Raw genomic sequence first — 25,175 nt, forward strand, 5'->3', positions numbered from 1 at the left:
AAATTCAGACGGGATTTAATTTGAGGAAAATCTTACAAATATGTCACGTTAGTGAAAGGTAAAGCGATAGTTTCTAGAATGGTTTCCTGACATAATGAAGGTAACAAAAACTATTTAGAGGTGAATCGGATGAAAGGAAATAATATTTTATCTTCGTTATGTTACTTTAGTATCTTTTTTGCACCATTTTTACTACCAATTATCGTGTACTTTGTTGCAGAAGATGAAGTGAAATATCACGCGAAAAAAGCATTTTGGTCACATGTTTTCCCATACGCAATCTTATTTGGAGGACTAGCAGTATCAGGCATGTACGGTTTAGGTTTTAATCAATCTGACGGTGCTGGAATTGGAATGATTATCACATATGCAGTGTTCATTCTTGTAGGAATTTACTACTTCATTTGGAATATCGTAAAAGGTATTAAAGTGTTGAAAACGGCGTAATAAGACAATAAAAAATTTCATTTACCGTATTCATAGACGTTTTAAAAAAAGAGCAATTCAAAAAAGAATTGCTCTTTTTGTGCTTATAAGTTGTGAATATTAAAAAAGATATGTTAATTTTTCATTATGAAGAGAAAAAAGGAGTGATTTTCATGAATGAGATCATACATAAGATGGAGCAACACGTTTCAGTTCGTAAATATAAAGAAGAAGCAATTCCGAAAGATGTAGTAGAAAAGATGGTGCACGCTGCGCAACATGCGGCTTCATCACATTTTGTACAGGCGTATTCTGTTATATATGTAACAGATCAAGACCTAAAGGCTAAACTAGCAGAGCTATCTGGAAATCGCCATGTGAAAGACTGCGCAGCATTTTTTGTTTGTTGTGCAGATTTAAAACGACTTGAAATGGCATGTGAAAAACATGGTACAGAAATAAAGCATGAAGGAGTGGAAGACTTTATCGTTGCGACGGTAGATGCTTCACTTTTTGCGCAAAACTTAGCGTTAGCAGCAGAGTCATTAGGATACGGAATTTGCTATATTGGTGGAATTCGTAATAATCCGAGAGAAGTGAGCGAATTGCTTCATTTACCGGATAAAGTATACCCTGTATTCGGAATGACAGTCGGTGTACCAGATGAAGAACATGGAGTTAAACCACGCTTACCGGCAGCAGCGGTTCTTCATGAAAATGGATATGATGAACAAAAATATGATGAATTATTAAATGAATATGATGAAACGATGAACTCGTATTACAAAGAAAGATCATCAAACAAGAAAAGCGTAACATGGACGGAATCAATGAGTTCGTTTATGTCTAAAGAAAAAAGAATGCATATGAAAGAGTTTTTAAGTGAAAAAGGATTAAATAAGAAGTGAGTAAAGAGGCAAACCTGTGATGCGGGTTTGCCTTTTTTTGAAGGAGAAATACCTAAGGCCAGAAAGTTGTCTATTCTTTCTGATCTTAGGTATTTTGTTTGTTATCATATACATAGAAATAAAAATTAATAATTTTTTACAAAAGTGATAGAAAATGAGAATGAAATGCCAATAGTAAGTAAAAGCAGCTGCTAAAGGGGAACTGAGGAAGGAAGAGGCTTATGATTTTCAATTCTGAAAAGGATTTAATTATAGCTATGAAAAAACATGATCAAGATGCTTTGAAAGAAGTGATTGATCAATATGGAAAATTAATTTTGTACATTATTCATAAATCATTAAGTACCCCTATTGAAAAACAATATGTGGATGATTGTTATAACGATGTATTTACTGTTATTTGGTTTAATATCGACCAATTTGATACAGAAAAGGGAAACTTAAAATCTTGGATGATTGGTATTACTAAATTGAAGGCATTGGAATATAAAAAGAAAGTATATAAAGAGAATAAAATCGATAAGGACGTAGAAATAGATACAAGTGTCCATGATAGGTATGAAATAGAACAAGAAGAAGAGATTATGGAAATTGTTCAAGATTTAAATAAGAAAGATCGATATATCTTTTTAAAGAGGTATATTGATGGGTATTCCATTGACGATATTGCAAAAGAATTAAAAGTAACGGCAGATTATATATACAATCGAATTTCTCGTGGGAAGAAAAAACTTCAAAAACTGTGGAAAGGGAGTGTGTAATATGGATAAAAGATTATTATCGATGTTAAATGAGCTCCAATATTCAGAGGAAGAAATTACATGTTTAGAGAAAGAAGCAAATGAGTCTATCAATATAGATAAGTATTATGTGAAAAACGGGGAGTTATTGAAGAAATTAACGGTGCAAATGTTGGAAGAATCAGTTCGGAAAGAGTTGCAAGAAGGAGAGGAAATACAATGTGAAATATTAGTGGAAGAAGGAAGTCTTGTAAATTCTAAAGTTATACCTAATATATTAACCACAGGTGCTACATTTTATTATTACATTGTTTTAACTAATACAAGGTTACAAATTATAGCGTTAGATTGTTATTTTAAAAAGTTAAATGAATACAGTGTATTAGTAAACTCAATTCAAGCAGTTTCGCAACATAAAAAAATGAAAAATGTATATGGAATTAAAATAAATAACAATTATATACAATTAGGAAGTAAAGAGTATAATCAAGAATTAACAGTTTTAATTGGAAAGCTAAAACAATGTGGAGTGAAAGAAGAGAGATATAAAGATTTCGAAAAAAGTTGGATGATTTTTTTCAATGTGTTTGTAATAGCGATAGCTGGGCTTCTAGTTTTAAAATATTTAATGTGAAAATAAAAAGCGGCATAATAGCCGCTTTTTATCGTTTGGTTAGTATTTTATTTATGATTTTGTATTTTGAAAAACTTACTTATAATAAATGCAAACTTTCAATAAGAAGATACATACCCGTGCAACTTAAAAGGATGTACGTAAATATTTTGAAAATTCGTTGATTAAGCCGTTTGAAAATAATTTGCCCTATATACAAACCTAGAAATACGATTGGAATAGCGTAAAAACTTGATTCCCAAATTGTTTTGTTTGTGCCAGTAAAGAGTATTTGAGTTAGTAGGCTAATGAAATATATAAATAGATAAAAAGCTAAAGTAGTTGCTCTCAATTTCTCTTTTTTCGTATCAGTTCCTGTAAAGTAAAGTAACAGGGGTGGTCCTGGCATACCAATACTTGTCGTTAAAAGACCGGATAATCCGCCCACTAAGAAATCTCTAGATTTTGTTGGTTTAATCTTAAAGTTGCATATTAGCATCAACGTTAATAGTAAAAGCAGGATGCTAATTGCTAATTTAAAAGTGTTGATGTTAATGGAAGTGAAAATGAAAATGCCAAAAGGAACACCAACTATACTTCCGAAAATTAATCTTTTCAGTAGTATAAAATCAATATCTATTCTTATTTTCCAAATGAGTGATATGGAAATAATTAATGATAAAATGATATTTATTTGTATAGCTTCTTGTGGTAGAAATAACATGAGTAAGAAAGGTGTTGCCATAATAGAAAAGCCAAAACCTGTACTTGTTTGTAAAATAGAAGCTACTAATATAATACATACGAAAATGAATGTGATACCCAAAACAGCCCTCCTATTTAATTCAGTTTAACTAGTTAAAGTCTATTATTTAAGTGCAATATTTCACAAACTTGTTTATATTTTAACATAAATATCTAGTTTTTTCTCAAATAGTGTTGCCATATAAGGCTCTTTAACTAAAAAATCCGACTTACATTTTTAAACAATTTTATTATGGGGAAACAAATAATGAATGGGATCAAAATTTATTGATTATCATTAAATTATTCACTGAGATCCCCGCGATAAAACAAGAACAGCCATATAAAACTTACAAAAATACAACATATAGCTAATAAACTGCCAATCATTTGAGGAGAAAGAATTTCTAACAGCCCTCCTGTAAAAAACATCGATAACTGAATAAGAGATCCGTAAATAGAATAATGGAATGAAAAAACTTTACCTATCATATTTTCGTGTGTGTAAGTTTGAAGTAATGTCGTATCAAGTGGAACGATGATTCCTCCTGCTATACGCATACAGAATAAAGTAATGATACCGATAATAAGTTGATCGGATAGAATGAATCCGAGAAAGAAAATTCCTTGTAATAAGTAGGCCCAACCGAATACTTTTTTCATTTTTTCTTTATTATGAGACATATAAAGATTAACGAGGAGGCTTCCAATCATAAGCCCAGTACCTTGAACTGTATATAAAATTCCAATGTTAGTGTGCAAAATTCTTTCGGCATAGATCGTTAGAAGTAGTTGATAAGCGCCTCCAATAATGCCCCATGAAATGCCGACAAGAATTAATGTTAAAATGATTTTTGTTTGTAATATGTATGTATAACCATCTTTTATATCAGTGAAAAATGCTTTGTTCTTGTTACAAGTATCATGAGCAGGAATACTCATATTATAAATAAAATAGGCTGAAAGAAAGTATGATAGGCTATTTACTAAAAAAGCAAACTCAATATGTAAAGATTGTGCAATTACTCCGCCCAAAGAAGCCCCCATAATAGACATAAAACCATTAATTGTACTAGAAAGAGAGTTAGCAGTTACGAAATGGTGTTGGTGTACGATATTTTTTAGGGCTGCTTGTTTAGCCGGCTCAAATACACAGGAAAGTACGGATAAACATATATTGGCAATGAAAATGATTTCAATTTTATAGATTGCGAGTAAGTATGTAAGGACTAGAATTCCTCGTGTAATATCGGTGAAAATCATAATATTCTTTTTAGAGAAACGATCTACAATTAAGCCTATGAATGGACTAAGAAGAAGCTGTGGTAAACCTTTACTTATAAAAGTAAGTGCGATCATAAACGGCGATTCCGTTATGCTGTAGACAAATGTTAATAAAGCTACCGTATGGAACCAATCCCCAAGTACACTTAATGTTTGCCCATAAAATAGTTTATTGAAGTTTTTATTTGTTTTAAGAAGTGTGGAATAAGAAACCGACATAAATAGATTACTCCTTATGTAATGACGATGTTTGAATTTGTTCTTTCCACTCACTTAAATACACTTTTTCCGCTGTAGGAAGTCCAACAGGTAATTGTGCAATCAATTCTAAACTATTTCCATCAGGGTCGTTAAAGTATACGGCTGCATGTGCTAATTCCGGAAAAACAATCGGTTCAATTGGTTCCATTCCAAAGTCTTTTCGTGCTGAAATTCCTTTTTGATTTAGCCAATGAATCGCATTTTCTAAATCATGTAAACTTATTTGAAAGGCGATATGTCGTAAAGAGGGGTGATAATTCACTTTGTATTCTGTGCCTTCCCAAAGGCCGAGCCAACTCTCATTTTCTTTAATCCAAAAGAAAGCAATATTATCTCCTCGTTTATATAATTTTAGCCCTAGTGATTCATAAAAAGGTATTGATACTTTTAAGTTGCGGACAGGTAAATGTGCTTCGTAAAGACCTCTAATCATTGTAATCCCCCTTAGTAAAAATGTTTCTTATTCCATAGTAAACAATATGTTGCTAGTTGAAATCGCAAATAAGAGGGATATAAATTCATACGAAAGTATGAAAAAAACAGCTCAAATATGAGCTGTTTTTCTATAGTTTTTCGTTCATTTGTCAAGGATAGGATATATTAATATCCGTATCCGCCGCCACCCCAACAGCTACATCCAATGATGATTAGAAGGATGAATAGTACGATAAGCAAAGCAAATCCACCGCCGAAACCAGCGCAACTTCCACCATAACTCATATGTTTTCCTCCTTTTTAGTAAGTTAATCTATATGGTTCATGGACTACTATATACAGTATGTTTTTTGTATAGAAAACGAGCCAGTCTCATTTATAATTAGACAAATGCCTGTAGATTCATTAGGATTGTATGTTAGTGATTTGTAAATAAACCTTTACATGATTTGTAATTTAGGCATAGAAAAATAAAAAATTGTAAAAAAAACCATTTTTTTATTTTTTTATGAGAGAATATGTACTATAATTTTACAAGTAATATTATGGGAAAAGGGAGTTTTAGTATAGAGATGGAGATGGGACAATTACAAAATAAAATAGAAAACAAAAAGAAAGAATTAATTCAACTTGTTGCGAGACACGGATTGGATCATGATAAAGTTTTGTTATTTAGTCGTGATTTAGATATACTAATTAATAAGTTTATGAATATAAAAGACAAAGTGCATAAATAAAAAATTTATAGTTTTTTATATTAAGATGTTTCACAGGAAGGAGAGGATAGTAATTGGAACATTTACAGGAAGAATTGTATAAATAAATAAAAGAAGAAAAAGGTACAGTTACAATTTTCTTAAAGAGTGGCGTTAGAATAGTAGGAGAAGTTGTTGGAGTAGATAAATTTACAGTTTTAATTTTAGTGGATGGAAAACAACAGCTTATTTATAAGCAGGCTATATCAACAATAATGAAATAAGACACTCTTGTTGAGTGTCTTATTTCATTATAGCTTGCATGCTTCAACATCAATGCCGGCAGCAATTAACTTCTTTTCTCCATCTTGTTCAATAATTTTTTGTAATTTAGATAGGAAAGAATCAAAGTTTGTATGCTTTGCTACTTGGAATGTCATTTTATGTTCAATTGGTAGCCACGTATCAATATCAGCTTCGTTATGCTGGATTTTCACCTCAAGTTTATCGAGTGCATTAGCAACTTTTGCTTCGTACGTATCTTTTGCTTCAAACTCCATCCATAAGTCATATAATTCCTCACCGAGAGAACCTGTTAACGTTTGTTTAATATTTAAAATAGCTTCTAGTTCATTTTTTTGTTTTTGTAGCTGTAATTCGTGACTATTCATCGTATCAAATGCAGGGATATCACCAGCTTCGGCTTCGACTAGGTCGTGAATAATAACCATTTTAAGTAATTTCTCAATATTTACTTTTTGATCCAAATAAGGTTCAACTAAAATGGCCATTAGAGACATACGCCATGTATGTTCGGCAACACTTTCTTGACGCCCGTTGGAAAGCCAGCTATGTCGCATTTCATATTTTAGTTTTTCTGCTAATGCAATGACTTGTAAAATGTTGTGTTCCATCGTGAGCCTCCTCATGTTTTTATACCATAATTCTAATATAGAAATGAAATGTGTCAATTTCATGAGTATATTGCGATAAACAGATGATAAGCGTATAATACATGTTATATATGAAAACGTATTATTAAAATAAAAAAATGTTATATGAAAATGGAAAGGAAAGGGCAGAAATATGGGAGAAAAAAATCAAGTATTGGCTAGACCACAAAGAAGAAAAAGGAAGTTTGATATTTCTAGCCCAGTGGGCATTATAGTAGGTTTCATCATAGTGATAGCGGCGATTATGCTTGGTGGCGGTGGAATAAAAGCTTTCAAAAACTTTTTAGATATTTCATCTATTTTAATTGTCATAGGGGGAACAACAGCGACAATTGTTGTGGCATATCGATTTGGAGAAATAAAAAAATATACGAAAAGTATTTTCACTGTTTTACATAGAAGAGAAGAAGATTTAGAACAGTTAACGGATTTGTTTGTTGATTTTTCAAAAAAGTCTAAAAAGAACGGCTTGCTTTCTTTAGAGGTTGATGGAGAGCAAGTAGACAATCCTTTTATTCAAAAAGGAATTCGATTAATGTTAAGCGGTTACGATGAAGATGAATTAAAAGAAGTGTTATTGAAAGATATTGAAACGGAAGTGTATGAGTTAAGAAAAGGAGCGGCATTATTAGATAAAATTGGTGATTTTGCTCCAGCTTGGGGAATGATTGGTACGTTAATCGGTCTTATCATTATGCTCCAAAACTTACAAGATACATCGCAAATTGGTACAGGGATGGCAGTTGCGATGTTAACGACATTATATGGGTCTGTACTTGCGAATATGATTGCAATCCCTCTGTCGGAAAAAGTATACCGTGGTATTGAAGATTTATATACAGAGAAGAAGTTTGTAATAGAAGCAATTTCAGAATTGTATCGCGGACAAATCCCTTCTAAATTAAAGTTGAAACTGGATACATACGTATACGAAACAAAGGTAAAAAAGGTAAAAGGAGCAGCCTAATATTTCAAGGAGTGGTATGATGAGTAAAGGACCGCAAAAGGGATCGCCTCGTTGGATGACGACTTTTACAGATTTAACGATGTTATTATTAACTTTCTTTGTATTACTAGTTGCTACATCAAAGCAAGATGCAGTAAAATTGTCAAAGATGCTTGAAAAGTTTAGTGATACGGGGCAAGTAGATGCAAAAGTAATGGAAAATACAATACCAGATATTTCACATGAAAAAAATGATGAAAAAATGATCTCAAAAAAGAGAATGGATGAATTATATAAGAAGTTGAAAGCGTATGTAGATAATAACGGTATTAGTCAAGTGAATGTATATCGAGAGGATACAGGGGTAAGCGTCGTTATAGTAGATAATTTAATATTTGATACAGGCGATGCGAACGTTAAGCCTGAAGCGAAAGGGATAATAAGTCAATTAGTTGGATTTTTTCAATCCGTACCTAACCCAATTGTTGTAGAGGGACATACAGATAGTAGACCTATTCATAACGAGAAATTCCCTTCTAATTGGGAGTTATCTTCAGCACGAGCGGCAAATATGATTCACCATTTAATTGAAGTGTATAATGTGGATGATAAAAGGCTAGCTGCGGTAGGATATGCAGACACAAAGCCAATTGTACCAAATGATTCACCGCAAAACTGGGAAAAAAACCGTCGCGTTGTTATTTATATAAAAGAGTAGTATATTATTATTTTAATAATAAAATAATAAAAATACGAAAATTCTTTTAAAAAAATATTAAATTTTATCATTTTATTTTGTATAATGAGTGAGAATGATAAGGTGAAATATTAAGATATATTTATACATAGAAGGAGAGAATTAAAAAGAATGGCACATAAAATTTTAGTAGTAGACGATGCGATGTTTATGCGAACGATGATTAAAAACTTATTAAAAAGTAATGCTGAATTTGAAGTTATCGGCGAAGCAGAGAATGGGGTAGAAGCAATTCAAAAATATAAAGAACTTCAACCTGATATTGTAACATTAGATATTACTATGCCAGAAATGGACGGGCTTGAAGCATTAAAAGAAATTATTAAAATTGATTCAAGTGCAAAGGTTGTTATTTGTTCTGCAATGGGACAACAAGGTATGGTATTAGATGCAATTAAGGGCGGGGCAAAAGACTTTATTGTAAAGCCATTCCAAGCGGATCGTGTAATTGAAGCTTTAACAAAAGTAGCAAATAGTTAATATAGAAGGGGTGCCACAAGGAATCAAAACAGTGATAGCGGATCGACGTGTGGCCCCCTTTTTTCTCATTATAAAACACTAAATTGTTATACATAAATGAAATGTTTGTTAGACAGGTAGGGGATAAAAATGCAAACAGATCTATTAAATATATTTTTCGAAGAGTCAGAAGAACATTTACAGTCGCTAAATGAAAATGTGCTAGTGTTAGAGCAAAATCCTGCTGATATGGATGTTGTAGGAGAAATATTCCGCTCCGCTCATACATTCAAAGGTATGTCTGCGAGTATGGAATTTACAGAGATGGCTGATTTAACGCATAAGATGGAAAATGTGTTAGATGAAATTCGTCATGGAAATATAGTTGTAAATGCGGATATTATTGATGTGATTTTTGAGTGCATTGATAATTTGGAGAAGATGGTTGCAGATGTGCAACAAGGTGGAATGGGCAATATTGATGTAGTCTCAACTAAACAGAAATTAGAAGCATTATTGAACGGAAATGTAGAAACTCCTACGGAACATGTAGAGCAAAATCATATAGACAACGATGATGCAGTTTCACATGAAGTGCATATAACAGTTGAACAGCAAGCAATTTTAAAAGCAGTACGTGCCATTATGTGTATTGAAGCATTGCAGAATGTAGGGAATATACAAAAAACAGCTCCGAGTATTGAAGAAATTGAAGCAGATGCTTTCGGATTTGAATTTACAGTATTTATGGATACTGATTGTAGTATAGAAGAATTGAAACAAGTAGTACTTCATGTTTCTGAAATTGAGAAAGTGGAAGTAAAGCAAGGAGAACCTATATCGAGGGAAGTAGCTTCTAAAAAAGTTGTTACACAAGAAGTTGTGCAAGGAGAAGAAATGCTACAACCAGCTGTGGCTACGCAGATAGAATCACCGATAGTGGCAACGAATCAACCTACAAGTGCTATGCCAGCTAAAAGTACTACAAAAACGAAAAATGCTAAAGTGGAGAATCGTTCAATTCGTGTTCAATTAGAGAAAATCGAAAGATTAATGAATATGTTTGAAGAAAGTGTAATTGAACGTGGGCGCATTGATGAATTGGCTCAAACGATTCAAAACAAGGAGTTAATTGAACATTTAAATCGATTAGGCGATATTTCAAAAGATATTCAAAACGTACTATTAAATATGCGTATGGTGCCGATTGAAACTGTGTTCAATCGTTTCCCACGTATGGTACGTATGTTAGCGAAAGATTTAGGGAAAAAAATCGATTTACAAATTACAGGTGAAGATACTGAAGTAGATAAAATTGTTATTGATGAAATCGGTGATCCGCTCGTTCATTTAATTCGAAATGCAATCGATCATGGTGTTGAAACTGTTGAAAAACGACGTGATGCAGGTAAAAATGAGACAGGTACTATTAAATTAGAAGCCTTTCATAGTGGAAATCATGTCGTTATTCAAATTACGGATGATGGAAACGGTATTAATAAAGGGAAAGTATTAGAAAAAGCGATTAAAAATGGCGTTGTAACTGAAGCAGATGCAAATAGATTAACAGATCGTGAAGTGTTTGATCTTATTTTCCAACCAGGATTTAGTACAGCTGAAGTTGTATCAGATCTTTCTGGACGCGGTGTCGGATTAGATGTTGTAAAACATACGATTCATAGTTTAGGTGGACATTTAATCATTGATTCTGAGGAAGGAAAGGGAAGTACATTTAGAATTGAACTTCCGTTAACGTTGTCTATTATTCAATCTATGCTTGTTCAAACGAATGATAAGCGCTATGCTTTACCTCTTGGAAATATCGTTGAAGCAATTCGAATTAAGAGAGAAGACATCCAATCCTTACAAGGAAAAGATGTGTTAAATTATCGTAATCAAATTATTGAAGTGAAACATTTAAGTACTGTATTTGGTGAAAAAACAGTAGATGAGGCGTTTGCGTCATATGATGGTCAAATGGTTCCTGTGTTAATTGTTCGTAATACACATCGCAGCTATGGACTTATTGTAAACACAATTATCGGTCAAAGAGAAATAGTCTTAAAGTCATTAGGTGACTTCTTTGCAGAGAGTTCTAACTATTTCTCTGGTGCGACGATTCTCGGTGATGGACGAGTGGTCCTCATTTTAAACCCAGAAGGTTTATAATAGGAATGAAGGAAAGCTCCCCACTTGTATACAATTGGGGAGCTTTTTGGCTAATCGTTACTAATCTAATAATGGGAATACATACATATTAACGTTTTATATAATAAGTTTGCTAAAATCAAATGAGAGTTTATATTATTTGATAGAAAAACAGAAATGAGGAGGCAGGGAAAATGCCTGAGCAACACACAAAAGGGGATACGAGCACGATTGTGCTAGAAAAAGAAAATGAGCATTTAACGCCTCAAGAATGCGATATTCTTGGCGAAATTGCAAATATATCATTTGGTTCAGCTTCGACTGTATTATCAACGATTTTAAATAGGCAAGTAAGCATTACTGCTCCTCGCATAGAGTTGGTAGATTTATATGATTCAAGAGATGTCGAAGTTCCACATGTTGTATTAAACATTCATTTTACAAAAGGATTAGATATGGAAAACCTTCTTGTTCTTAAACAAGATGTTGCATTGTCCATTGCTGATTTAATGATGATGGGAACAGGTGAAGTGGAGGATGGAAAAGAACTTGGTGAATTAGAACTAAGTGCTGTACAAGAAGCGATGAATCAAATGATGGGATTCGCAGCTACATCTATGTCGGAATTCTTCCAAGATACAGTAGATATGTCTCCGCCGACGATTAATGTTGTAAAGTTATCAGAAGAAATGGAGAAAATCTCTGAAATCGATGGGAATCATACGATTGTTAAAGTGTCGTTTGATTTAAAGATAGATAATCTTGTAAACTCTAAACTTGTACAAATTGTTTCAGTTGAGCATGCGAAACAAATGGTAAATAAATTAATGCAATTATCTGGTGGAGTAGAAGAAAAAGACGAGCCAGCAGAAGTAGTGGAAACTAAGATTGTAGAAGAAGTTGAAAAAGAGCATTTAACACAAGAAGAGAAAGATGTGCTTGGTGAAATTGCAAATATTTCAATTGGTTCCGCTTCAACAGTATTGTCAACGCTTTTAAATCAGCCAGTTACAATTAGTACACCAAATGTGGAAGCAATCAATGTTCGTCATTATGATGGAGTACCAGTGCCATTTGTTATTTTAAATGTTGATTTTGTTGAAGGGCTAAAGAATGAGAATGTATTCGTATTTACGAAAGATGTCGCCTTAACAATGGTAGATTTAATGATGATGGGAACAGGGGAAGTTGATCCGGAAAAAGAGCTTACTGAATTAGAACTGAGCGGTATTAAAGAAATTATGAACCAAATGATGGGTCACGCTGCTACGGCGATGTCAGAAATGTTCCAAGAAAAAATGGACATGACGCCGCCAAATGTTAAATTTGTAACGTTAAAAGAAGAAATGGAGTATTTGGGAGAGTCAATGGAAGTGGACGAACTCGTTCAAATTACGTTCAATCTTGAAATTGGTGATCTGCTTCAATCGAAAATGTATCAAATTTTGCCAATTTCTGAAGCGAAAGAAATGGTAAGGCGACTTCTGTATCCAATGGTGGAAGAAGAAGAGATTGCCACAGAAGAAATTGAAGAAGAAAAAATTGTAGAACCAGTTGTGCAACCTATTGAATTTAAAGAAGTAAAACAAATGGAACCAGTATATATGGACACGTCCATTCTACAAAATGTAGAAATGAACGTGAAATTTGTATTTGGAAGTACAGTGAAAACGATTCAAGATATATTAAGTTTACAAGAAAATGAAGCAGTTGTACTAGATGAGGATATTGATGAACCAATTCGTATTTATGTAAATGATGTATTAGTGGCGTATGGTGAACTTGTAAATGTAGATGGATTTTTCGGAGTAAAAGTGACGAAATCACTATAAGGCATTGAAATAGGAGTTTGAACTAGTAGATGAAAAACGTAAAGTTTTTTCTAATGAGTTGGCTATGCATACATGTGTGCTTGTTCTTCCCCTTGCAAAGTCAGGCTGAGGAACAAATTGAGCCAGATCAAAAAATAAGTGAAGTGAATGTACAAGAAGAAAATAAGGAATCTCAAGAACCGCCAGAGCAAGTGGAAACGAAACAAGATGAAGAGAAACAAAAAGAAGCAGAACAACAAGAAGTAGCAAATAAACAATTGAGTGAAAGAAAGATAGAAACAGAACAGGGAATTATTACAGTAAATAAGCTGGAGCTTAAAGTTGGCGAAGAGGTGCGAATTGCTGTAGAACCGAATGGAAAAAACATTCAAAGTATGAAAGGTATATTGCAGTTACAAAAAAATGGCGAGCAATATGCGCAAGAAAGAATGTTATCTTTTGAGTATGATGAAGAAACGAAGAGCTGGGTTGCTAACTATAAAGCAGGGGATTTTGATTTGCAAGGTGATTGGAATCTTCAGCTCGTTCAAAGTTACAAAGAGAATGAGAAAGAAGAGCTCATAAAAAATGAAGTGAAAGTCCCGCTCATTCGTATTAAAAATGAAACGCCAACTATAGATAAAGAATTGCCAAAGTTACAGAAAGTTACTATTGATGAAGTGAAAGAGAACTTAGTTGAACGAAAACAGGGAGATTCTATACATATACGAGTAAAAGCGTCAGATATAGAATCGGTTGTAAAAGAAGTGCGCGTTACATTAAAAGGGAAAGAAAATAAAGAGCTTTCGTTTTTATTAGACTACAACAAGCATGATATGGATTGGCAAAAAGTATTTGAAATAACAGAAGCATTGCCGGCTGGTCCATATGAATTACTTGTAGAGATAATAGATGCAGCAGGTAATAAACTTGTTGAGAAAAGTGAATATATCATTTCTGTTTTGGCACCAAAAAACGAAGATGATAAAAAGATAGAAGAGAAAGAGAAAGAAGATAAATTAGATAATAAACTAGAAAATGAATTAGAAGATAAGAAAGAAAATGAGAAGCAAGAAGATTTGAAAGTCAAAAACCCGCTTCCAGAAGAAAAATTGCCAGTTGTTCAAATTCCGAAGCAAGATGAGATAGTAAATAAGTTTATAAAAGAACCGTTGAAAGAGAAAGAGGAATTTACTTACGTTATAAAAGAGCCGTTCGAAGACAACAAGGAAGTACATAAGGCGAAGGACCAAAAAGAGAAAAATAACAAACAAGTTGTCTCTAAAAAGAAAGAACCAAAAGAAGAACCGAAAGACAAGAAAGAAGAAAAAGGTGAACAGGGAGTGCAAGCTTCTGATGTGTTTACTATCATGTCAGGTTTATTCGTACTGTTTTTAGTTTTAAAGAGTAATAAAGAATGGGGCTAATTATTTCATAGTAGTGGAGGCGCTTAAATGGAGATTAAACGTACGACAATTGAAGATAAGGCGTTACAACCATTAAAACAGCCTGCAGCTATTTCGGAGCATGAAATCCAGAAAGAACGAAAGCGTAGCAATTTAGTGTTTACTGGACAGTCTAAAATTATTTCGAAAAATAATGAAATAGGTATTTTACTTGCAAGTTTAAGTGATGGAAAGATTATGAAGGAAATGCTTTCTAAAGAGATGGATACAGTGTTACAACTTTTTAAAAAGTTACATACGTTATCCGGAGAAGGTAAGCAAACAGAAAAAATATTTGAACAAGTAATTAGAAGCCTACAAGGGCTTGTTAAGCAGGCGCATATAAAAGAACTTCCTTTGTTAGATGGAACATATGATTTCGCTGAAGTACAACTATCATTTGGTAGAAAAGTACATATTCCGTTATTAGATGTGAGTGCACTTATCTCTAGAGTGGAAAGTGATTCTTCAGAAGGAAATATAAATTTGATGGTAACGGTTATTACTGCTTATATAACGAAATTGTCTAACGAAACAATTTTAATTAGCGTTACAGACCGCATTGCTAAAGATCGGGATGTAAGTGTATGGAGAGCGCTTGCGGAAATGAACATGACACAATTGTCACAGGTGTTGAAACATACGGTGCAAGAACATAAATGGTCTATGACGTTTCTTTTTCTCTTTATATGGATTGTCGGTATTATTTTAATTCGAGTTATGTAAAAAGGTCGTCACTCCATTGTGACGACCTTTTTTATATTTTTTCGTAGAAGAATGTATCAAATCGCTGAAGATTGTAACGTTCGGGTGTTAAAATTTGTTCCGTACTACCAACAAATAGTACACCGCCTTTTCGTAAAGAACGACTAAATTTTTCATAAAGTTTTACTCTTGCTTCTTCTGTAAAATAAATCATTACGTTACGACAAATAATCAAATCATAATTTGTATCGAACGACTGCATTAAAAGGTCGTGCTGTTTGAACGTAACGTTTTGTTTAATGTTTTGATGCAATGAATATATATCATTCTCTTTTGTGAAATGACGTTCTTTCAAATCATTAGGTAATTCCTTCAGAGAACGTTCTGTATATTGACCGCGTTTTGCGGTTTCTAAAATATGAAAATCAAGATCTGTTGCTTGAATTTCAAAACGAAATGGAGCTAGATGCTTTGATAAAATTAAAGAGAGTGTGTACGGTTCTTCACCAGCAGCGCAAGCGGCACTCCATACCTTTAATTTTCCGCTATTTTGTTCGAGTAATTTTGGTAGTGCTTTCGACTCTAAAGTTTGCCAGCGTTCTTTATTTCTAAAAAACTCTGAAACGTTAATTGTAATATAGTCAATAAAATTTAAAAATAAATTTTGATCAGCGCGTAATTTGTTTAAAAAATTAGTGTAGTTGTCGAAGCCTTTTCTCGAAATGAAAGCATCGATTCTACGGCGCATTCTATCTTGTTTATAAGAAGCGATATCCATATTGAATTGTTGTTTAAAACTCGCGATAAAATGATCATAATTTTGTTCAATTATCATATTTACAATGGGCACAATAATGATATTGTGCCTCCCCCTTTACATCATACGAATTTTTTGTTCAAAGCTTTTTTTCATTTGCTTTTCATGTAATCCTGGTAAATCATAAATGACAGCATCAATACCTGCTTCTTTTGCAACATCGACAGGGATAACAGATGTATGTTTGTCCCCATTATAAAAACAGAGAACTAAATCAGTGTCTTCAATAATTTGTTTAACAAAAAACATATAATCTGCTCGGTAAATGGAGTCAGAAGGATGATCGAAAGCAACATATTCGGCTCCGTGTTTTTTTAAGTAATCAACGACTTCTTGAAATTCATCTGTTATTGCTTGCAATGGTTGCAGCGTGTAAAGGCATAAATTTTGAGCGAGTCTTTCATTCTCAACGAAAAAACGAAGAACCTCATTTTCAATAGATTTATAACATAATATGTAAATTTTATGTTTGTGAGCATAGTCAGTTAAAAATTTTTTAATTTCTTCTTGATCTAATGCTGTTAATTGATTTGAACCACAAAGGAAAATATTCATAGAATTGTGCCACCTCATGCTAAATTGTAACATATCTTTTATAAAAAATAACTGCAAAATATTACTGTTCAGAGTATAATTATAAATAACTGGATTTTACGATTAAGTTTAGGAAGAAATAAAAAAATAAATAGGTGATATATATGCTACGTTCTATCTCGCATAATCCAATTTTATCGCATATACCGCCTGCTACTCAAATGCCGAAAGAAGCAAATGTCAGGACAGGACTTGCATTTTCGGATAATTTGCATGCAGATCCGAAAAAAGATAAATTACTAGAACAAATGGAAGCGTTTGTCGATAATATTGGAGAAATTAAAGAGAAAATTGAAATGGAATTAACGCTTGATAATGTAATGGAATACAAAAATACAGTAAAATCATTTTTGAATTTTTACGTTGATAATGTATTGCAGTATAAAGATGTCATGTCTCGTCACCCACGTTACGGATATTCACAGAAAATGACGATTGTGAAACAGGCAGAAATGGGATTGAATGAATTAGAAGATGTTATGAATTTAATTAATACGAAAACAGGACATTTAGAAATGTTAAATCAAATTGGAGAAATCCATGGTTTAATTGTGAATTTAGTCTTGTAAAAGAAAGGAAGCTATATGTACATACAATTATATGAAAAACTCGTTATTATTCAAAAAGCGTATGAAAATATTCAAGCGCTTGGAGAGCAAATATATGAGAATTTAAAAAATAAAAATGTAAATGCAGTTCAAAAGTTACAAGTAGAGCAATTGCAGTACATTGATGGTTTAAAAGGGTTATCAAGCTCATTTGAAGAAATGGTTGTTCATTTCTGTAAAGAACAAGGAGTTGAATCGTTTCGTGTAAGTGCGTTATTTTCGTATTTTTCTCAAGAAGAAATTGAAAAAATGGAAGAAATACAAAAAAACGTAACTGAATTAGAAGAGAATGTAAAAATGATTCTTTTGAAAAATCAATATTACTTAAACGTACTATTAAAAACTACAGAAAGTATTGTGGATTCTGTTTCTGAATATAACTTAGAGCGAAACAATAATTCGCAAATCTTTATGAACGAACTATTGTAAAGGAGAAGTGAAGCTTTATGAGATTATCTGATTATAATACACCGCTATCGGGTATGTTAGCGGCTCAAATGGGGTTACAAACAACGAAACAAAACTTGTCTAACATTCATACACCGGGTTATGTTCGTCAAATGGTGAATTACGGATCTGCTGGAGGGAGTAAAGGGTATGCACCAGAACAAAGAATAGGGTATGGTGTACAAACATTAGGTGTTGATCGTATTACAGATGAAGTGAAGACAAAGCAATATAATGATCAAATGTCACAGTTCTCTTACTATGCATATATGAATTCTACTTTGTCGCGAGTAGAGTCTATGGTAGGAACGACAGGTAAAAATTCATTATCTAGTTTAATGGATGGGTTTTTCAATGCTTTTCGTGAAGTTGCAAAAAATCCGGAGCAATCAAATTACTACGATACATTAATTGCTGAAACGGGGAAGTTCACAAGTCAAGTAAGTCGTCTCGCGAAAAACTTAGATACAGTGGAAGCACAGACGACAGAAGATATTGAAGCGCATGTTAATGAATTTAATCGACTTGCTGCTAGTTTAGCAGAAGCGAACAAGAAAATTGGACAAGCTGGTACACAAGTACCAAATCAACTATTAGATGAACGTGATCGTATTATGACAGAAATGTCTCAGTATGCAGATATAGAAGTATCTTATGAAGCTACAAATCCTAATATTGCAAGTGTTAGGATGAATGGTGTTTTAACTGTAAATGGTCAAGATACATATCCACTTCAATTACAGAAGGATAAAAAGCCAATGTCTGTACAAATATCTGGAACAGATATCCCATTAAGTGGTGGGACAATTTTATCGGCAATTGATACGAAAGCAAAGATTACAAATTATAAAGATAATCTGAATGAGTTTGTAAATTCGTTAAAAAAACAAGTGAATAATACTATGAAGAAAGAGCTTTTTGTAGGAGAAGATGCGAAGAAACTTGAATTAAATCCTGATTTTATAAAAGATATTTCAAAAATGAAAATTTCGGCTGAAACTGCCAACAACCTTGCGGCTATTACAGATAAAGGCTATAAGGATGGACTTACATATAAGCAAGCCTTAGATCAATTTTTAGTTGGTGTAGCCTCTGATAAAAGTTCAGTAAATGCATATCAAAATATTCATAAGGATTTATTAGAAGGTATCCAGCAAGAAAAGATGAGCATTGAGGGCGTAAATATGGAAGAAGAAATGGTTAATTTAATGGCCTTCCAGAAATACTTCGTGGCGAATTCTAAAGCTATTACTACGATGAATGAAGTGTTTGATAGTCTATTTTCAATTATTCGATAAGTGATAATAATTGATTGGAAATATATAAGGAGGAGATAGAAATGAGAGTATCTACATTTCAAAATGCAAACTGGGCAAAGAATCAGTTAATGGATTTGAATGTGCAACAGCAATATCATCGAAATCAAGTAACTTCAGGGAAGAAAAACCTTCTTATGAGTGAAGATCCACTTGCGGCAAGTAAGTCATTTGCGATTCAACATTCATTGGCGAATATGGAGCAAATGCAGAAAGATATAGCGGATTCGAAAAATGTATTAACACAAACTGAAAATACTTTACAAGGTGTTTTGAAATCTTTAACAAGAGCAGACCAATTAACAGTACAAGCATTAAATGGTACAAATAGTGAAAAAGAATTGCAGGCTATTGGTGTAGAGATTGATCAAATTTTAAAACAGGTCGTCTATTTAGCGAATACAAAAGAACAAGGTCGTTATATTTTCGGTGGTGATAGTGCAGAAAATCCACCATTTACAGAAGATGGTACGTACCAGGGTGGGAAAAATGATGTGAACTGGAAACTAAATGACGGTTATGAATTCAAAGCGTTCCGTAACGGTGAAGCATTATTATCCCCTGTTATAAAAACTTTAAAACAGATGAGTGAAGCGATGCAAAACGGTGACCAAAAAGCATTAAAACCGTTATTAGAAGGAAATAAGCAAAACTTAGATGGCATCATTAACCGTACAACGGAAGTTGGTTCAACAATGAACACAATGGAGACGTTTAAAACAATTTTAAGCGAGCAAAATGTAGCACTTCAAGAAAACCGTAAAGAAATTGAGGATGTTGATTTAGCGGTCGCAATTTCTGATTTAGCTTATATAAACGCAACGTACGAAGCAACATTAAAAGCTGTTAGTACAATGAGTAAAACGAGTATTTTAGATTACATGTAAATGATAAGGAGTGAAAAATATGGCAGGAACAATATCTGATTATGGTGGTAGACAACAAATATGGAATTTAGGAAATAACATAATAGATACAAAGAAGTTAGTAGATTTAGAGTTACAAGCATTGGAAATGAAAAAATCCCCTTATACTACACAAAAACAAACATTAACAAATGAAAAAAACGTGTATGCAAGCATGAAAAAAGAATTTGGCAATCTTGTACAAGTGTTCAAAGATTTATCCGCATTTAAAGGTGATGAAAAGAAAATAACTCTATCCAAAGATGGCTTTATGAAAGCACAAGCGGACGCTGCTGCAATTCCTGGAACATACACGATTACAGTAGAACGGGTAGCTGAAAGACATCAAATAACTACAGCTCCACTTACTCCTTCAAAAACTCCTGAAGGTATGGAGCAAAAATTCAGTTTAGATTTAAAACTTGGAGTAGATGATGTATTTCAGATAAATGGAAAAGAAGTTAAAATCTCAAAAGATATGGCATATAAAGATCTTGTCAATAAGATAAATAATGGGAATTTTGGTGCATCAGTATATACATTAGGGGATCAACTATTTTTCACATCGACTACTGCAGGAGAAGCTGGAGAGCTGAAATTAACGGATGGCGCCAATGGTTTTTTACAAAATATAGGGCTAGTTACTTCTGCGAAAAATCCGGATGGAACGAATGCTGTTGCACATCAAGTGACAGGAGCAATAAATGCTGAGTATACAATAAATGGAATAAAAGGAACTAGTAAAACAAATAAGATTGATACAATTCCAGGATTAACTATTAATTTAGAAAAGGAAACTACAGAGCCAATAAAATTAACTATTGAAGATTCTGATATAAAAAATTCAATAGATTTAATAAAAAAAATGAAAGACGAGTATAATAAGGCAGTTAAAAGTTTGGATTTATTTGCTGGAGAAAATGGAGTAATGCAAGGGAATAATGTGTCATTTGCTATCAATAATGCAATGACAGGTATTTTTAAATTCTCCCAAGATGATAAGTATTTATTTTCTTTTGGAATTCAAATTGATAAAAAGGGTAATATGACTCTTGATGAAGAAAAATTAAAAACAGCTTTTAAAGAGAATCCGGAATCTACGAAACAATTTTTCTTTGGTTTAAATGGTTTAGGTCATGATACAGAGAAAAAGTTAGACGGGATATTTGGAGATGAAGGAATTATTGGGAAACGTTCTAAAAGTATTGAAAAGCAAGTAACTGATTTAGAGAGAAAAATTCAAGATATTGATACAGTTAATAAGGAAAAACAAAAAACAATTATTGATAAATATGCAAAATTAGAAAGTCAGTTAGCATTGCTTGATAGTCAGTTGAAGACAATTCAAGCAATGACAAAAACAAAAAGTGATGACTAATGAAAGCTGAGGAAGTGATTGTATGCAAGCATGGCAACGTTATATGCAAAATGATATTATGACTAGTAATCCAATTAAAAATACAATATTTATTTATGAAAGATGCATCATTGAGTTTCGTAAATTGGAAGAATTTTTAAATGCATTCAAACTTCAAGAGGGTGATGAACTTCTTGAAAAGTTAGAACGTATATTTGAAGAGTTGAAGCTCCAGTTAAATCCTGATATTACGAAAGATTTATACGATAGTTTATTTGGTTTATATGACTGGATTAGCATTCAAATTCAAACGATGAAAGTCACGCGTGAAGTAAAAGATATTGATGCCATTGTGCAAGTGCTACAGGATTTAATAGACGGATACCGTGGAGCGCTTGAAAATGAACAATGATATTTATCGAACGTTTGTCGGCTGTTTTAATGAAATCGGTGAATTGCAAGTGTCAGATGAAGAGTTTGCTGAGAAGAGTGAGATGTTAAATCGTTGGATGATGACACTAGATGAAGAAAAACGTACGCAAGTTGCAGCAGAAGTAAGCCCATTCATTATTAAGGCAGCTCAGCATATTCGAGATAAGCAAAAGATTTTGGAAGAAATGATTATGACAAATGATGGGCGAATGAAGGCTAATTCATTTTACGGTAAATATTAATAATAACGTCTGGAAGCAGATCCCCCTTTTAAAAGGGGATCTATTCCTTCGTTTACATAAAGAACTCCGCTGATTGAGGTTTCATTTTATGACTGTGATGAAAAAATAATAGTAATCTAAATAATAGAAAAATGGACTTTAGTTTGTAGTTTATATATTGAAATGTTCTATAGATTACTATGTGTATACAGTTTTTTTGCATTCTTTTTTATATTTTTGTATTTTTCTAAAGACAATAATGAAAAAATGGAATAAAATATGTAAGGGTACATAATAGTAAATATTTTAATAAACGCATATAAGAAAATAAATAATGAAGTGAAACTTCTATCAGTGGATCATTACGTTAGAAAAGGAAGGGTGTGGAATATGCCAGATTTAGTGAGTGATGTAAGCCATTATATGAATTATTTAGTGACGAAACGAAATACTGTTTCTAGTAATATTGCAAATGCGAATACACCTGGCTATAAAGCACAAGATGTAACATTTGCTGAGCAGATGAATAAAAGTAGTGCATTATATAAAAACAATGCGGCTGATTTAAAGAGCAATCCAGATTTATATCAAACGAATGAAATGCACTTGCCGACAGTAAATACGAAAAATACATATGCAAAGATTCAAACAAAATCAATGCAAACGAATAAAGACGGAAATAGTGTGGATGTAACGACAGAAATGCTAGATTTAATGAAAACAAATCAGTTATACGGTATTTCAATTAACGCAATTAATACACAATATGCAATTAACCAAGCGGCACGCGGACGTTAAAAGTAGAAGGAGAGACAACGGATGTTTCAGGCAATTAATGCAAGTGGCTCAGGGCTAACGACAGCGAGAAAATGGATGGAAGTTACTTCTAACAATATTGTAAATGCGAATACGACGGCGGCTCCGGGGGCAGATTTATATGAGCGTCGTAGTGTGGTGCTAGAATCAAATAATAGTTTTGCAAGTATGTTAGATGGGTCTCCTACTAACGGAGTGAAAATAAAAAGTATTGAAGCAGACAAAACAGAAAATTTAGTGTATGATCCGACGCATCCGCACGCAAATGAAGAAGGATATGTACGTTATCCAAATATTGATGTAACTGCTGAAATGACGAATGTAATGGTTGCTCAAAAAATGTATGAAGCGAATACGAGTGTATTAAATGCGAATAAAAAAATGCTTGATAAAGATTTAGAAATCGGCCGAGGATAAGGGGGAAGATAGTAATATGAAAATCCAACCAATGTTAAATACACAACCATTTGGAGCAATTCAGTCAATTGGTGCACCGAAAACTTCTGAAACATCTGTAGCTCCGGGGAAAAAGTTTATTGATTTATTGGAAGATATGAATCAAACGCAAAACAATGCACAAACAGCAGTATATGATTTACTAACTAAAGGGGTAGGAGAAACACATGACGTTTTAATTCAGCAAAAGAAAGCTGAGTCTCAAATGAAAACGGCTGCTCTCGTACGTGATAATCTTATTGAAAATTATAAGTCACTAATTAATATGCAAATTTAGGAAAGTGGACGGGTGTGTTTAAATGGAAAAGATGAAAAATGTTATCAAATCGTTAAAAACGTGGCATAAGTTAGTAATTGGTGCTGCGCTTTTAGCGATTGTAACAGGAGCACTTTTATACTTCACCTTGCCAGATAAATATGTTGTTGTATATCAAAATTTAAATGATACAGATAAACAAGAGATTACAGCAGAATTATCGAAGTTAGGTGTCGATTATCAATTAGCGGCCGATGGTTCGATTCGTGTGCAAAAGAATGATGCTCCATGGGTTCGAAAAGAAATGAATGGGATGGGCTTACCGTTTAATTCTAAAAGCGGTGAGGAAATTTTATTAGAAAGCTCGCTCGGTTCAAGTGAGCAAGATAAAAAAATGAAGCAAATTGTCGGTACGAAGAAGCAATTGGAGCAAGATATTGTAAGAAACTTTGCGACAGTTGAAACGGCAAATGTTCAAATTACATTGCCTGAAAAAGAGACAATTTTTGATGAAGAAAAAGCAAAAGGAACAGCGGCGATTACGGTTGGAGTGAAGCGTGGCCAATTGTTAACAGCTGATCAAGTTGCAGGTATACAGCAAATGATAAGTGCAGCAGTTCCTGGTGTAAAGGCAGAAGAAGTAAGCGTTATTGATAGTAAAAAAGGTGTTATCTCAAAAGGGACAGATGAAGCACATTCTAGTAGTTCTTCTTCTTATGAGAAAGAAGTAGAGATGCAGCATCAACTTGAAGGTAAATTAAAGCAAGATATTGATGCAACGTTAATGACGATGTTTAAACCGAATGAATATAAAGTGAATACGAAAGTATCTGTAAACTACGATGAAGTTACACGTCAGTCAGAAAAGTATGGTGATAAAGGTGTACTTCGTAGTAAACAAGAGCAAGAGGAAAGTTCTACTGCTCAAGAAGGGACAGATACGAAGCAAGGTGCTGGTATTACAGCGAACGGTGAAGTGCCAAACTACGGTACGAACAATAATCAAAATGGTAAAGTTGTCTATGATAATAAAAATGGTAATAAAATCGAAAACTATGAAATAGATAAAACAGTTGAAACAATTAAGAAACACCCAGAATTAACGAAAACAAATGTTGTTGTATGGGTAGATAATGATACGCTAGTAAAACGTAGAATGGATATGACAACTTTTAAAGAAGCAATCGGAACAGCGGCAGGACTTCAAGCTGATCCGAACGGTAACTTTATAAATGGTCAAGTTAACGTTGTAACTGTTCAGTTCGATCAGCCGAAAGCCGAAAAAGAGAAAGAGCCAGAAAAAAGTGGTATGAACTGGTGGTTATTCGGTGGAATTACAGCTGGCTTATTAGCAATCGGTGGTCTAGTATGGTTCTTATTAGCAAGACGTAAGAGAAAGAAAGAAGAAGAGGAATATGAAGAATACTTAGCAGAAGAGGAAGTGGCTGCAAGTAATGAAAGTATCTTGGAAATTCCTGAAGAAAAAATAGTGCCAGAGCCAAAACCTGAACCAGAAGAACCGAAAGAACCAACGTTAGATGAACAAGTGCAGGATGCTACGAAAGAACATGTAGAAGGAACTGCAAAAGTAATTAAAAAATGGTTAAACGGACAGTAAGG

The 25,175-nt window shown here is 33.2% G+C and carries 31 protein-coding genes; 24 read left to right on the top strand and 7 right to left on the bottom strand.

The annotated features are described in order from the left end of the window. The first annotated feature begins 129 nt into the window (after positions 1–129). From ATL10_RS02475 to ATL10_RS02490, 4 genes are all read left to right on the top strand, one after another. Positions 130–447: a magnetosome magnetite crystal formation protein family gene (locus ATL10_RS02475; protein WP_000678056.1), complete on the top strand. Its 318-nt coding sequence runs from the start codon at positions 130–132 to the stop codon at positions 445–447. A 152-nt stretch (positions 448–599) separates the two neighbouring features. Then, positions 600–1,334, top strand: coding sequence for an oxygen-insensitive NADPH nitroreductase (nfsA, locus tag ATL10_RS02480; RefSeq protein WP_100910374.1), 735 nt, complete (start codon positions 600–602; stop codon positions 1,332–1,334). Between the two features lie 221 nt (positions 1,335–1,555). After that, a complete protein-coding gene (locus tag ATL10_RS02485) occupies positions 1,556–2,095 on the top strand; it encodes a sigma-70 family RNA polymerase sigma factor (RefSeq protein ID WP_090975980.1) in 540 nt (179 codons plus the stop codon). 1 nt (position 2,096) lies between these two features. After that, a complete protein-coding gene (locus ATL10_RS02490; RefSeq protein ID WP_098831217.1) occupies positions 2,097–2,708 on the top strand; it encodes a flagellar motor switch protein FliG in 612 nt (203 codons plus the stop codon). A gap of 79 nt (positions 2,709–2,787) precedes the next feature. Here ATL10_RS02490 and ATL10_RS02495 read toward each other — a convergent pair whose 3' ends face one another. The 4 genes from ATL10_RS02495 to ATL10_RS02510 all read right to left on the bottom strand — a co-directional run bounded on the left by ATL10_RS02495 (position 2,788) and on the right by ATL10_RS02510 (position 5,696). Next, positions 2,788–3,513 carry a sulfite exporter TauE/SafE family protein gene (locus tag ATL10_RS02495; RefSeq protein ID WP_110496373.1) on the bottom strand — a complete coding sequence of 242 codons (726 nt, stop codon included), beginning with the start codon at positions 3,511–3,513 and terminating at the stop codon, positions 2,788–2,790. Between the two features lie 221 nt (positions 3,514–3,734). Beyond that, positions 3,735–4,934: an MFS transporter gene (locus tag ATL10_RS02500; RefSeq protein WP_110496375.1), complete on the bottom strand. Its 1,200-nt coding sequence runs from the start codon at positions 4,932–4,934 to the stop codon at positions 3,735–3,737. Between the two features lie 7 nt (positions 4,935–4,941). Next, on the bottom strand, positions 4,942–5,409 hold the full coding sequence (locus tag ATL10_RS02505; protein ID WP_110496377.1) for a VOC family protein: 468 nt from the start codon (positions 5,407–5,409) through the stop codon (positions 4,942–4,944). Between the two features lie 167 nt (positions 5,410–5,576). Next, on the bottom strand, positions 5,577–5,696 hold the full coding sequence (locus ATL10_RS02510) for a YjcZ family sporulation protein (protein ID WP_000120179.1): 120 nt from the start codon (positions 5,694–5,696) through the stop codon (positions 5,577–5,579). Positions 5,697–5,929: 233 nt separating this feature from the next. Here ATL10_RS02510 and ATL10_RS02515 point away from each other — a divergent pair, with 233 nt between their 5' ends. Then, positions 5,930–6,148 (top strand): aspartyl-phosphate phosphatase Spo0E family protein, encoded by a 219-nt coding sequence (locus ATL10_RS02515; protein ID WP_000291691.1) that lies wholly within the window; start codon positions 5,930–5,932, stop codon positions 6,146–6,148. A gap of 86 nt (positions 6,149–6,234) precedes the next feature. Then, positions 6,235–6,390 (top strand): RNA chaperone Hfq, encoded by a 156-nt coding sequence (gene hfq / locus ATL10_RS02520; RefSeq protein ID WP_142669925.1) that lies wholly within the window; start codon positions 6,235–6,237, stop codon positions 6,388–6,390. 27 nt (positions 6,391–6,417) lie between these two features. On the opposite strand, the gene ATL10_RS02525 is transcribed toward hfq, so the two are convergent. Further along, positions 6,418–7,020 (bottom strand): HD domain-containing protein, encoded by a 603-nt coding sequence (locus tag ATL10_RS02525; RefSeq protein ID WP_110496379.1) that lies wholly within the window; start codon positions 7,018–7,020, stop codon positions 6,418–6,420. Positions 7,021–7,192: 172 nt separating this feature from the next. Between ATL10_RS02525 and ATL10_RS02530 the strand changes: the two genes are divergently transcribed. The 7 genes from ATL10_RS02530 to ATL10_RS02560 all read left to right on the top strand — a co-directional run bounded on the left by ATL10_RS02530 (position 7,193) and on the right by ATL10_RS02560 (position 15,351). Next, complete coding sequence (locus ATL10_RS02530; RefSeq protein WP_000504186.1) at positions 7,193–8,026, top strand: flagellar motor protein MotP; 834 nt, start codon at positions 7,193–7,195, stop codon at positions 8,024–8,026. Between the two features lie 19 nt (positions 8,027–8,045). Next, a complete protein-coding gene (locus ATL10_RS02535) occupies positions 8,046–8,723 on the top strand; it encodes an OmpA family protein (protein ID WP_000033627.1) in 678 nt (225 codons plus the stop codon). 150 nt (positions 8,724–8,873) lie between these two features. After that, entirely contained in the window at positions 8,874–9,242 is a 369-nt protein-coding gene (locus tag ATL10_RS02540; RefSeq protein WP_000940568.1) for a response regulator, read from the top strand. A 129-nt stretch (positions 9,243–9,371) separates the two neighbouring features. Next, positions 9,372–11,390, top strand: coding sequence for a chemotaxis protein CheA (locus ATL10_RS02545; protein WP_098289665.1), 2,019 nt, complete (start codon positions 9,372–9,374; stop codon positions 11,388–11,390). Positions 11,391–11,563: 173 nt separating this feature from the next. After that, on the top strand, positions 11,564–13,201 hold the full coding sequence (locus ATL10_RS02550) for a flagellar motor switch protein (RefSeq protein WP_098836188.1): 1,638 nt from the start codon (positions 11,564–11,566) through the stop codon (positions 13,199–13,201). 29 nt (positions 13,202–13,230) lie between these two features. Continuing rightward, positions 13,231–14,607: a transglycosylase gene (locus tag ATL10_RS02555; protein WP_090975993.1), complete on the top strand. Its 1,377-nt coding sequence runs from the start codon at positions 13,231–13,233 to the stop codon at positions 14,605–14,607. Between the two features lie 27 nt (positions 14,608–14,634). Then, positions 14,635–15,351 (top strand): hypothetical protein, encoded by a 717-nt coding sequence (locus ATL10_RS02560; protein WP_097960343.1) that lies wholly within the window; start codon positions 14,635–14,637, stop codon positions 15,349–15,351. 31 nt (positions 15,352–15,382) lie between these two features. On the opposite strand, the gene cheR is transcribed toward ATL10_RS02560, so the two are convergent. Both cheR and ATL10_RS02570 read right to left on the bottom strand, forming a co-directional pair. After that, on the bottom strand, positions 15,383–16,165 hold the full coding sequence (gene cheR, locus ATL10_RS02565; protein ID WP_141553446.1) for a protein-glutamate O-methyltransferase CheR: 783 nt from the start codon (positions 16,163–16,165) through the stop codon (positions 15,383–15,385). Between the two features lie 39 nt (positions 16,166–16,204). Next, entirely contained in the window at positions 16,205–16,702 is a 498-nt protein-coding gene (locus ATL10_RS02570; RefSeq protein WP_110496381.1) for a flagellar motor switch protein FliG, read from the bottom strand. A gap of 143 nt (positions 16,703–16,845) precedes the next feature. Between ATL10_RS02570 and ATL10_RS02575 the strand changes: the two genes are divergently transcribed. The 11 genes from ATL10_RS02575 (at position 16,846) to fliF (ending at position 25,173) form a co-directional block, all read left to right on the top strand. Then, positions 16,846–17,310 carry a YaaR family protein gene (locus ATL10_RS02575; protein ID WP_000946323.1) on the top strand — a complete coding sequence of 155 codons (465 nt, stop codon included), beginning with the start codon at positions 16,846–16,848 and terminating at the stop codon, positions 17,308–17,310. 15 nt (positions 17,311–17,325) lie between these two features. Further along, complete coding sequence (locus tag ATL10_RS02580) at positions 17,326–17,778, top strand: hypothetical protein (RefSeq protein WP_110496383.1); 453 nt, start codon at positions 17,326–17,328, stop codon at positions 17,776–17,778. A 17-nt stretch (positions 17,779–17,795) separates the two neighbouring features. Then, a complete protein-coding gene (flgK, locus tag ATL10_RS02585; RefSeq protein ID WP_001239702.1) occupies positions 17,796–19,094 on the top strand; it encodes a flagellar hook-associated protein FlgK in 1,299 nt (432 codons plus the stop codon). Positions 19,095–19,135: 41 nt separating this feature from the next. Then, positions 19,136–19,999, top strand: coding sequence for a flagellar hook-associated protein 3 (locus ATL10_RS02590; protein WP_053564845.1), 864 nt, complete (start codon positions 19,136–19,138; stop codon positions 19,997–19,999). A gap of 19 nt (positions 20,000–20,018) precedes the next feature. Then, positions 20,019–21,395, top strand: a complete 1,377-nt coding sequence (locus ATL10_RS02595; RefSeq protein ID WP_110496385.1) for a flagellar hook-associated protein 2 — start codon at positions 20,019–20,021, stop codon at positions 21,393–21,395. 22 nt (positions 21,396–21,417) lie between these two features. Beyond that, positions 21,418–21,786, top strand: coding sequence for a flagellar export chaperone FliS (locus tag ATL10_RS02600; protein ID WP_097853422.1), 369 nt, complete (start codon positions 21,418–21,420; stop codon positions 21,784–21,786). Next, on the top strand, positions 21,776–22,048 hold the full coding sequence (locus ATL10_RS02605) for a flagellar biosynthesis protein FlgG (protein WP_142669924.1): 273 nt from the start codon (positions 21,776–21,778) through the stop codon (positions 22,046–22,048). The genes ATL10_RS02600 and ATL10_RS02605 overlap by 11 nt, the downstream gene beginning before the upstream one ends. A gap of 318 nt (positions 22,049–22,366) precedes the next feature. Continuing rightward, a complete protein-coding gene (flgB, locus tag ATL10_RS02610) occupies positions 22,367–22,825 on the top strand; it encodes a flagellar basal body rod protein FlgB (protein WP_372587740.1) in 459 nt (152 codons plus the stop codon). A 21-nt stretch (positions 22,826–22,846) separates the two neighbouring features. After that, entirely contained in the window at positions 22,847–23,260 is a 414-nt protein-coding gene (gene flgC, locus ATL10_RS02615; protein WP_065482994.1) for a flagellar basal body rod protein FlgC, read from the top strand. Positions 23,261–23,276: 16 nt separating this feature from the next. Next, the gene (gene fliE, locus ATL10_RS02620) at positions 23,277–23,576 is read left to right on the top strand and encodes a flagellar hook-basal body complex protein FliE (protein ID WP_016082181.1); all 300 of its coding nucleotides are present in this window, start codon (positions 23,277–23,279) and stop codon (positions 23,574–23,576) included. A 22-nt stretch (positions 23,577–23,598) separates the two neighbouring features. After that, positions 23,599–25,173, top strand: a complete 1,575-nt coding sequence (fliF, locus tag ATL10_RS02625; RefSeq protein ID WP_097924895.1) for a flagellar basal-body MS-ring/collar protein FliF — start codon at positions 23,599–23,601, stop codon at positions 25,171–25,173. Positions 25,174–25,175 lie beyond the last annotated feature (2 nt).

Origin of the sequence: Bacillus sp. 196mf (assembly GCF_003217275.1) — a bacterium.
Lineage (GTDB): Bacteria > Bacillota > Bacilli > Bacillales > Bacillaceae_G > Bacillus_A > Bacillus_A thuringiensis_S.